This window comes from Ferrovibrio sp., from assembly GCF_002796975.1.
Taxonomy (GTDB): Bacteria; Pseudomonadota; Alphaproteobacteria; order Ferrovibrionales; family Ferrovibrionaceae; genus Ferrovibrio.
This window is the reverse complement of the sequence record NZ_PEKV01000001.1, coordinates 103,158-108,163: the sequence shown is the minus strand read 5'-3', so window position 1 is coordinate 108,163 and position 5,006 is coordinate 103,158. Positions and strand designations below refer to the sequence as shown.

The window sequence follows — 5,006 nt, the reverse complement described above, 5'->3', positions numbered from 1 at the left end:
TGTTCATTTCATACTCGCGCATCTTCGAGGCTTTCATCAATCCGGTCATCGTCATCTCTCAGGCTCTGCCTAAGATTGCCATTGCCCCGTTACTGCTGGTGTGGTTCGGCTTCGGCGAGTTCCCCAAAATTCTGATGGCGGCATTGATTGCGTTCTTCCCGATGCTCATCAGTGCAACGACCGGCTTCAAGGGCATTGAGCCAGATGTCGTTTCGCTGGCCCGGTCTACGGGGGCGTCCGAATTTCGCATTTTCTGGAAAATCCGGTTGCCGTCCGCGCTTCCCGCGATGTTCGGCGGCCTGAAGCTGGCGATCACTTTCGCTGTCATCGGCGCTATCATTGGCGAGTTCCTGAGTGGCGATAACGGCCTGGGATATCTTATCCAGAGTGCCAGCGGCGCCCAGCGAACCGACATGCTGTTCGCGGCCCTCATCATCATTTCGGTTGTAAGCGTGGCGCTGTTCTACGCCGTCGAGTTTGCCGAGCGGAAGCTGATCTTCTGGCATCAGTCGCAAATCGGCATCGTATCGTAAGGGGTACAGTAATGGTGCGGACAGCAATCGTTGTCGGTGGCGGTATTGGCGGTGCAGCAGCTGCTGCCAGCCTGGCGAAGTCAGGCGTGAACGTAACCCTGTACGAACGTGGCAAAGAGCTGCGCGAGATCGGGGCGGGGATTTTCCTGAAGCGTAACGGGCTTGCCGTTCTCGGCAAGATCGGCTGCTACGATGACGTCGTTGGCAAGGGGACTTGGATTCTTCGTGGCGAACTGTGGGAGAGCAATGGGCGTGCATTTGTCGACCGCCATCTTCCTGAAAAGGCCGTTATCGTTGTGAAACGTGCTGACCTGCACAGCAGTCTGGTCAAAGCAGCGGTCGACTATGGCGTCACCGTCAAGACCGACAGCATTGTCCGGGGAGCTACGCCGAATGGCGAGCTGTTTCTGGAGGATGGGCGCACAGATAAGGCCGACCTGATCATCGGTGCGGACGGTGTCGGCTCAGCGGTTCGGGACTCACTGGGACTCAACGACTATATCAAGCCCACTGGCAACGGCTCCTGGCGTGTTTTGGTCCCGCGTGCCGACAGCGACCCGACGTCAAAGGTTGTCGAATTCTGGCGTGGCCATAGGCGGGTGCTGATTACCCAGTCGGGTAATGACGCGACCTATGTCTGCGCATCCTGTCGGGATGACGACCGTGGCGCAGCTTCGGAGACATTCGACCGGAAAGTCTGGGGTGACCATTTCCCGGAGTTCCGGGGGCTCATTGATCGTATCGACCCGGCTCTGACCAGCCGCCGTCAACACATCAAGGTGAGGGTGAATGGCTGGCGCAAGGGCGTCGTGGCCATTCTGGGCGATGCTGTTCATGGGCAACCTCCCAATCTCGGTCAGGGTGCAGGCTGCGCAATCGCAAATGCCGGCGCCTTGACGGATATCCTGGTCGCCCGCGGCGACGTTCAGGTGGCCCTCAGGGAGTGGGAAACCGAGCAGCGCAAGCTGACCGAGCAAATCCAGTCTTTCTCAAACCGCTATGACGACGTCGTGCATGCCTGGCCACTGGCATTGGAATCGCTCCGGACAGCTTTCGTCTCTGCCATTGGCACCTTCACGCCAACGAAGATGGAATGGGCGCGACTCAGCCAGGGCGTGAAGCAGATTTAAGCGCGGACCGGGGGGAAATGATGCGCGCCAAGTTTATTGATGTCGACGGTGTGAACACCCGCTACCTGGAGGCCGGAACTGGCCCTGCGGTAGTGCTGCTCCACGGCGTCGGTATGTCGGGGGATTGCTTTCACCGCAACATGGACGCTTTGTCCAGGGACTATCGGGTCATTGCGCCTGACATGCTGGGGCATGGCTTCACTGGGTATCGCGGGTTTGACGGCCAGCCTCCGCCATTGGCGATGGCAAGGCACATTGTTGCGCTTCTCGACGTGATCGGGGTCAAGCAGGGTTGCGTCTTGGGCAGCTCACTGGGTGGCCTGGTTGCTGGCTTGACTCATTTCGAGCGGCCGGGATTGGTCAGCAAGCTGGTCCTGGCAGCCAGTTCCTCCTGCTTCAATGCGCCCGAGCAGCAAGAGGTGGTTCTCAAGGCGTCGGCCGCCAATGCTCTGAATGCGATGAAAGACCCGACCCTTGAAGGGTTGCGGACGCGGCTTCGGAACATCGTCTTTGCAGAATCCGGTGTCAGCGAGGAGCTGCTGCTGGTCCAGCTCACGTCCTATGCCTATCCGGACCGGGCTGTCGCTTATGCCGACACTATCAACCAGATCATCGAAACCATCTACGACCCGGCAGGCCAGGTATCGCACCGCCTCGATGGCATCACGATACCTGTTTTGATGATTGCCGGGCGTGACGACATCCGGACGCCGGTCGATCGGCAAATTGCCGGAGTGACCAGATTTCCTTCAGCTCAGCTCGAAATCTATGAACAGTGCGGACATTTCCCATTCCTGGAACATCCGCTGCGCTTCTACGACGACCTGACCGCTTTCCTGCGCAAATAAGCCACGATGCCACTAACACAATGGAGAATACCGTGACGGCATTCCTGAAAGAAGAAATTCGCCATCCCGAGTTGAGTGAGCCGCTCAGCCATTACACGGACGCCGTCCGTTTCGGCAATTTGCTTTTTATCTCTGGCATCGCGCCTCTCGATTCCAAGGGTAACCTTGTCGGCAAGGATGACCCTGTCGCGCAGACCGAATGCATCCTGGCGATTACCAAGAAGCTGCTGGACCATGCGGGGGCCGGTTTTGAGGACATCCTGAAGGTAACCGTCTTCCTGACCGACATCTCTCACCGGACCCTCATCAACCCGGTGCGCCAGAAATACTTCGGCAAGGCGAAGCCTGCCTCGACCTTGATCGAGGTCTCGGCTCTGGCAGTGCCGGGCATGATGGTCGAAATCGAGTCAGTCGTTGGTCTGAGGGGCTGACCGGGTGCAATGGGTAGCCCACCCACAGGCTGGGCTACCCATTCAATGCACTCTTCCGCCGTGTTGCTGCCACCACGGCAACAAGCCATTGATACATCTAGGGTTACTCTGATATCTGGGTGAGATTGGATCAAGCCGAGGAAAATCGGTGCCCAGATTACCCAACAGCAAGGCCCAGCAGGCCGCCCATGCATTCATTCGCCAGAAGATTCTGGACGGCGATTATACCGGCGGCAGCTGGCTGAAGCCGCAGGACATTGCCAAAGAACTGAATGTCAGCCGTATGCCGGTACGGGAAGCTTTACGCGGACTGGAGATGGAAGGCTTGGTGACGATGCGGCCTAACCGGGGCGCCATCGTCACCGAACTGTCGATGGCCGATGTCGACGACCTGTTCGAGATGCGCGCCAATTTGGAAGTGCTGGCGGCGATCTCGGCGTTAGAGGCCCGCACATCTGAAGCGATGAAAGAGATTGAACGTTTGCGCGAGGCCATGGATTCCGCGCGCACGGATACCAGGGCCTGGGTCGCGTCGCACAACGCGTTTCATGATTACATTTCGGCGATAAGCGGCCGCAAGCGGCTGGTGATGGAAATCGAGCGGGCGCGCGCGCTGATCCAGCCTTACATTCGCCTGTATATTGACGTCTATGGCACGCCCGAGTTGCCGGCTTATGAGCATTCCGAACTCGTCAGGATTTTCCAGGTGGGTGACGCAGGTGCGGTCGCTGCAGCGTTCCGATCCCACATCATGGAAGCACGAGATCGCGTACTGAAGTTTCTGAAGCAGCACAACGATTATCGAACCGGGATGTTGCGTCGGCAGCGGAAATAGCATCCACGTCCGACCTCGCTCGCCATCATCTGTTTTCTCAAGAATGTCTGATAACGCGGAGAGCCATCTGATCTCGGCCGGCCAATACCGCTACCTTCAAGACATGCTCTTTGAGGACTCGCAAATCTTCCCGCGGATGCCGAGTGCCTGGGTCAGCGCATTTGCCGATTTCTTTTCCGTCTGAAATTCATGCCGGAAAAAATTTTCGCGATGTCCCAAATTGTCCCATCGAACAGAATAAGGCTCGATTAAGTGTCGGACTTATAAGGGAATTGATTTTTCCGTCGTAAGCTTTCTCAAAAGCTTGATCAGCTAAGTGCTGGAGCGGGTGAGGGGAATCGAACCCCCGTCGTAAGCTTGGGAAGCTTCTGCTCTGCCATTGAGCTACACCCGCCTGCCGGAACAGGCCCGCCGAAATGGACGGTGCCCGGAAGATAGCCAACGGATCAGCGGGTTACAACAGGGCTGGCGGGCAGGGTTGACCTAATGCACTTCGGCCATGGCAGCCGCGATCTGCGCCGGAGCAAGGTCGAAATGCTGCGCCAGGCCGGCCTGGCCGGCGCGGGTGAGCGTGACGGCACGGCTGTCGCGCCGGCGTTCCAGCCAGCCCAGTTCGAAGCAGCGCTCGGCCAGCGCGGCACCCAGCGAGCCGGCCAGATGCGGGCTGCGCTCGCTCCAGTCGAGGCAGGCGCGGGCGAAGCGGCGCTTGCCGTTGGCGAGGGCATCGACGTCGATCTCCAGCGTCGCGAACAGCTGGCGGCCGGCTTTGGTCACCACGAAATCCTCGGCCTCGCCGTCATCGCCGGCGGGCAAAATGCAGCCGCGCGCCACCAGCTGGTCGAACAGGCAGACGCCGAGTTTGCCGGCGATATGGTCGTAGCAGGTGCGGGCCGCACGCAGCGCGCCGGCCACGCGGGTATGGTGATGATGCTTCGGCAAGATGCGTTCGCCGGCCAGCGTCATCAGGCTTTCAATCGCCGCCGCCACCTGCGCATTGGCCAGATGGAAATAGCGATGCCGGCCCTGTTTCGCCAGGCTGAGCAGCCCGCCATCCGACAGCTTCGCCAGATGCCCGCTGGTGGTCTGCGGCGAGACGCCGGCGATCTGCGCCAGTTCCTTGGCGGTGCGGGCGCGACCGTCCATCAGCGCCTTCAGGATATTGGCGCGGGCCGGATCGCCGATCAGCGCGGCGATCTTGGCGACATGCGGTTCGTTGCTGCTCATGGCGC

General features: G+C 59.5%; 6 protein-coding genes and 1 tRNA gene. 5 read left to right on the top strand and 2 right to left on the bottom strand.

Annotated elements, in window-relative coordinates:
• From CTR53_RS00530 to CTR53_RS00510, 5 genes are all read left to right on the top strand, one after another.
• Window positions 1-533 (top strand): ABC transporter permease (locus CTR53_RS00530; RefSeq protein ID WP_290808231.1); only part of this gene is annotated, 533 nt, incomplete at its 5' end.
• 11 nt (window positions 534-544) lie between these two features.
• The gene (locus tag CTR53_RS00525; RefSeq protein WP_290808229.1) at window positions 545-1,663 is read left to right on the top strand and encodes an NAD(P)/FAD-dependent oxidoreductase; all 1,119 of its coding nucleotides are present in this window, start codon (window positions 545-547) and stop codon (window positions 1,661-1,663) included.
• 17 nt (window positions 1,664-1,680) lie between these two features.
• Window positions 1,681-2,511 (top strand): alpha/beta hydrolase, encoded by an 831-nt coding sequence (locus CTR53_RS00520; protein ID WP_290808227.1) that lies wholly within the window; start codon window positions 1,681-1,683, stop codon window positions 2,509-2,511.
• A 32-nt stretch (window positions 2,512-2,543) separates the two neighbouring features.
• The gene (locus CTR53_RS00515) at window positions 2,544-2,942 is read left to right on the top strand and encodes a RidA family protein (RefSeq protein WP_290808224.1); all 399 of its coding nucleotides are present in this window, start codon (window positions 2,544-2,546) and stop codon (window positions 2,940-2,942) included.
• 148 nt (window positions 2,943-3,090) lie between these two features.
• Window positions 3,091-3,777, top strand: coding sequence for a GntR family transcriptional regulator (locus tag CTR53_RS00510; RefSeq protein ID WP_290808221.1), 687 nt, complete (start codon window positions 3,091-3,093; stop codon window positions 3,775-3,777).
• Between the two features lie 320 nt (window positions 3,778-4,097).
• On the opposite strand, the gene CTR53_RS00505 is transcribed toward CTR53_RS00510, so the two are convergent.
• Window positions 4,098-4,171 (bottom strand) — tRNA-Gly (locus CTR53_RS00505).
• Window positions 4,172-4,260: 89 nt separating this feature from the next.
• The coding region (locus CTR53_RS00500; RefSeq protein ID WP_367158926.1) for an ArsR/SmtB family transcription factor at window positions 4,261-5,006 on the bottom strand (746 nt) is incomplete at its 5' end.

Coding starts and splice junctions, on each gene's coding strand:
- CTR53_RS00525 (WP_290808229.1), top strand. CDS start 545: ATGGTGCGGACAGCAATCGTTGTCGGTGGCGGTATTGGCGGTGCAGCA.
- CTR53_RS00520 (WP_290808227.1), top strand. CDS start 1,681: ATGATGCGCGCCAAGTTTATTGATGTCGACGGTGTGAACACCCGCTAC.